We start from the raw sequence: 4,114 nt of genomic DNA, 5'->3' as shown, positions 1-4,114 counted from the left end.
CTGGAAGATCAGCCATTTGCCGGCATTCTCGTCCTCGATCGCTTCCGGGGCACTGCCGGGGGCGTCCAGTACAATCCAGTACATCTGCGTTGTTTTCGTGGGGATTACCCCTTCCCCTTCGCAGAGCATCCGGAATATCGTACCGACATCGGAGAACCGGGCGAGCATGGCTTCAGCCAGCTGCGGGTATTCCTCCTGGAATTTCGAGAAGATCTCGCCAAGGTCCTCAGTAAAATCGGTTCCGCTCTCGACCAGCGCATACAGGTACTTCCCCTTTTCCTGCAGACCGCGGTTCAGCAGGTGCTCGAAGATACCATATGCCACATCAGCCAGTGCTTCGGGATCTGCTTCAGCCATTGGTACCACAAACGATGTTGACAAAAAAATAGGTTTCTGTATTTCTCCTGCACCAGCGGTATACCCGCGAGGGGATTGCACCTGTCGATTGATTTATGAGTGCGTGATAGAAAGATGTACTAATTATGGAATGGAAACGCGACTGGGGCTTAACTGCCAGGGTCTGGTTCACGGGACTGTTACTGCTCCTGCTGTACCTCGTATTCATGACCATCCTCCTCGCATTCGGCGTGAGTTACTGGTTTATCATCGTTCTTGCCATCGGCATGGGATTTGTCCAGTACTTCTTCTCCGACAAGCTGGTGCTCTGGAGCACCGGTGCCAAGATCGTTGAGGCGGATGAGCGCCCCGAACTTCACATGATGGTCCAGAAACTCTGCAGGGAGGCCGACCTGCCGATGCCGAGGATCGCCATCATGCAAAGCCCGGTGCCCAATGCTTTTGCCACCGGGAGGAGCCCGAAGCATGCAGTGGTTGCCTGCACGGACTCGATCATGCGCCTCCTGAATAAGGAGGAGCTGGAGGCTGTGCTCGCCCACGAGCTCTCCCATGTCAAGAACCGCGACATCTTAACGATGACGCTTGCCAGTTTCATCGCCATGATCGCCTCGATGATCATGCAGAGCTTCTTCTTCTCTGCACTGTTCGGCGGTAATAACCGGGAAAACGGCGGGGCATGGATTGTCATCTGGATCGTCTCGATCATCGTCTACGCCATCAGCACGCTCCTGATCCTCGCACTCTCCCGGTACCGCGAGTTTGCCGCAGACCGGGGAAGCGCCCAGATCACCCGGAACCCCCGGGCGCTCATCTCTGCCCTGAACAAGATCAGCGGGAGGATTGATGTCATTCCTCCCGATGCGAAGGCAAAGGTCGAGGGGGCAAACGCGTTCTTCATTATCCCGGCGCTCTCCGGAAACTCCATCATGGAACTGCTGTCCACCCACCCGCCGCTCGAGAAGCGGATCGCGAACCTCCAGAAGGTTGAAGCGGAGCTCCGCGGATACTGATTATTCCCTCTTTTTTCTCCATAGGATTGTGAATTTGTCTTTTTCAGGAAGATCCCTTATCAATGGGCGCAGAGTATCCTCTCCCCGAAAGAACGCCGCTGCGCCATCCATTGCTCCGGACACCAGGCAGTGACAATCCTTAATACACCTCCCCGCCAAAATTGTAGAGCACAGTGCATCGATGGTCTAGAGGCATGACTTAGGCCTTCCAAGCCTATAGCCCGGGTTCGATTCCCGGTCGATGCATTTTGGGCTCGTGGTCTAGTTGGCTATGACGTCGCCTTCACACGGCGAAGATCTCGTGTTCGAATCACGACGGGCCCATGACTGTTCTGTGGTTTTTTAAAACTCCCTTTTACCATTTCTTCCTGCCCGGTCTCCTGGTTGCAGATGGTTCGTTACAGGGGGGATCGCCCCCCATGATCCCTGCAATGGTTGTAGTGAAAAGAGGTGGAAGGCATCCAGCTCAAGACCCGGGAGAACTAATATTTTCATACAAGGAGGGGAGGAGACTGCAGATATCTTCGGCAATCCACGCAATCAGGCACCCGTTTAAGGTCCCTGTTGCTCCGGGTGTTGCCCTCGACCGGTTCGTCTATTCTTTTATCATTGCCTGCGATACGATTACCCTTGTTGATACCGGCGTGGCCGGATGCGAGGAGACGATTTTTGACTATATCCGAACGATCGGCCGCGATCCGGCGGAAATATCCCTCATTCTCCTCACACACTCCCACCCGGACCATATAGGAGCGGCGAAGGCTATCCGGGATGCAACGGGCTGCACGGTCATGGCGCATTCAGCCGAGCGGAGGTGGATCGAAGATACTGACCTGCAGAACCGCGAGAGGCCGGTGCCGGGCTTCTCCACTCTTGTCGGGGGCCCGGTCCCTCTCGATCACGAACTTGTCGATGGCGATACCATCGATCCTGACGGGTCGGGGCATTATGACCTCGAAGTGATCCACACCCCCGGCCACTCCCCCGGCTCCATCTCCCTCTTCCTGAAGGGAGAGGGTGCACTCTTCTCCGGGGATGCCGTTCCGGTGGCAGGAGACCTGCCGGTCTATGACGATGCACGAAAGTCCGTGCGGTCTTTACAGAGACTCAAGCGTACCCGTAATATCCGGATCCTCCTTTCAGCCTGGGACGAACCGCGGAGCGGTAAGGCAGTGTACGACCGGATGGACCAGGCAGCTTCATACCTTGAGATGATCCACAAAGCCGTCATCCAGGCATCGGAGACCGGCACCTCCGACATAATAGAGTTCACGAAACGGACTGCTGCCCTCCTCGGGCTCCCGCCGCAGGCAGCAAATCCGCTCCTTGCCCGAACGTTTGCAGCTACCATGAAGGTACGGGATCTCAACGACCTCTCTGCTGAAGAAAAAAGCATGTGATGAGTTATTTCTGGTCCCGAACCTTCTCCAGCCATGATTCGAATGCCGGGTAAAAGCGTGCAATCTTATCCATCTCTTCGGGACTTCGCATCCCCGTCCGCGTAGAAAAAAACCGGGAATGTTCCGTTTGATCCCGACAGTGCTGCTCTCCATCGAGAGTGTTCAGTTCCCTTGCGCGGTTGTCCCGACAGGGTTCACTGGTTCCCGTGCGACAGTATGCTGTGCGGATTGCCGACCGGAGCGGTTTTACCGCACACCGCGTTTCCGAGAGCCCGTCCCAATGCTCATTGACTGGAAAGCCTCCACGCGCAAGAGGCGGATCCCATGTTGCGTCCACCAGTACCCAGCGGCCGTTGATCCGTACCCGGCAGGCAAGGTGATAGGCTATTGGTACTGCAGCTGCAAGTGTCCGGAGATGGGGTGGATACTGGAAGTCCGGATCATTCCAGAGAAACGGGAACGTGGCAAAAACAACTTCGAGGCCCAGTTTTCGGTACATTGCCGCGAGAAGGTAGTGTTTGGGGCCGCAGTATCCTTTCCCAGCGGACAGGATCTGTTCCGGTGCGGTGTCAGGACTGGTCATCCGGACCGAAAAGGAATAAGGGATATTCCGGATATGCTCGAAGAGTGAGATCCTGCTCTCCCGTTGATCAAGCCCGAGTGTCCATTCCCGAAAAGACGCATCAACCAGCGTGGACATGGTTCATCCGATCACAGGAATCCTGCTACAATCCACATTCCCGCCGGGATTCTTCAAACTTGGGATTGCTGGCCGCAGGGAAAAAACGGATATGTGGACCCATCGCGAGAATCTCCCCCACAGGGCAAAAATATGAGCAGGATTGCCGGCGTTTGCCGGCATTCCTGCGTGCAAAAGGAAAAAGTGAGATTATGCGTTCTTCATCTTGGCCTTGGCGACGAAGCCGTCCTTGCCAATGTAGTACATGTAGCCCTTTTCCTTGGCTACCTTCTCAGTTCCGACTTTCTTCTTCTTGCCGGACTTGTTGTGCTTCATCGGGGCTGCCCAGACATACCCGTCCTTGCCAATGAAGTAGAGGTATCCCTTTTCGCGCTGAATCTTTTCTTTTCCAATTTTAGTTCCCATTTAAACACCTCAAAACCGCAATCGGGTTTTGATAATGAGAGTTGACGCCTGATAATATAAAAAGTTTCCGTCGAAAGCCCGTCGAAGCCCGGATTTTGGCCACATATTTAAGGCGTTTTTGGTCATTCTGGCGCAGTATTTCCTCCGTTTTAAAAACTTCAATTTAACGTCCGTTTCGCCAGAATTCCCATATATCTTTGCGGAATGCCCGTTTCTGCACCCGGATTAACCGGATGCAGAAG

The 4,114-nt window shown here is 54.6% G+C and carries 4 protein-coding genes, 2 tRNA genes and 1 pseudogene; 4 read left to right on the top strand and 3 right to left on the bottom strand.

The features are described from left to right. A pseudogene (locus tag CW742_RS08265) lies at positions 1–357 on the bottom strand (DUF1917 domain-containing protein); the annotation flags it as partial. A 125-nt stretch (positions 358–482) separates the two neighbouring features. Here CW742_RS08265 and htpX point away from each other — a divergent pair. The 4 genes from htpX to CW742_RS08245 all read left to right on the top strand — a co-directional run bounded on the left by htpX (position 483) and on the right by CW742_RS08245 (position 2,767). After that, positions 483–1,367, top strand: a complete 885-nt coding sequence (gene htpX / locus CW742_RS08260) for a zinc metalloprotease HtpX (RefSeq protein WP_292418992.1) — start codon at positions 483–485, stop codon at positions 1,365–1,367. Between the two features lie 175 nt (positions 1,368–1,542). Continuing rightward, positions 1,543–1,613 (top strand) — tRNA-Gly (locus CW742_RS08255). A gap of 4 nt (positions 1,614–1,617) precedes the next feature. Beyond that, positions 1,618–1,691, top strand: a tRNA-Val gene (locus CW742_RS08250). A gap of 95 nt (positions 1,692–1,786) precedes the next feature. Continuing rightward, complete coding sequence (locus CW742_RS08245; RefSeq protein WP_292418989.1) at positions 1,787–2,767, top strand: MBL fold metallo-hydrolase; 981 nt, start codon at positions 1,787–1,789, stop codon at positions 2,765–2,767. A gap of 4 nt (positions 2,768–2,771) precedes the next feature. Here CW742_RS08245 and CW742_RS08240 read toward each other — a convergent pair whose 3' ends face one another. Together CW742_RS08240 and CW742_RS08235 are read right to left on the bottom strand one after the other, a co-directional pair. Next, positions 2,772–3,467 (bottom strand): transglutaminase family protein, encoded by a 696-nt coding sequence (locus CW742_RS08240; RefSeq protein ID WP_292418988.1) that lies wholly within the window; start codon positions 3,465–3,467, stop codon positions 2,772–2,774. 189 nt (positions 3,468–3,656) lie between these two features. Further along, on the bottom strand, positions 3,657–3,872 hold the full coding sequence (locus CW742_RS08235; RefSeq protein WP_015286823.1) for a hypothetical protein: 216 nt from the start codon (positions 3,870–3,872) through the stop codon (positions 3,657–3,659). Positions 3,873–4,114: the final 242 nt, after the last annotated feature.

Origin of the sequence: Methanoregula sp. (assembly GCF_002835825.1) — an archaeon.
GTDB lineage: Archaea > Halobacteriota > Methanomicrobia > Methanomicrobiales > Methanospirillaceae > Methanoregula.
Note: the sequence above shows the minus strand (reverse complement) of the source record. Positions and strands in the feature narration are given on the sequence as shown.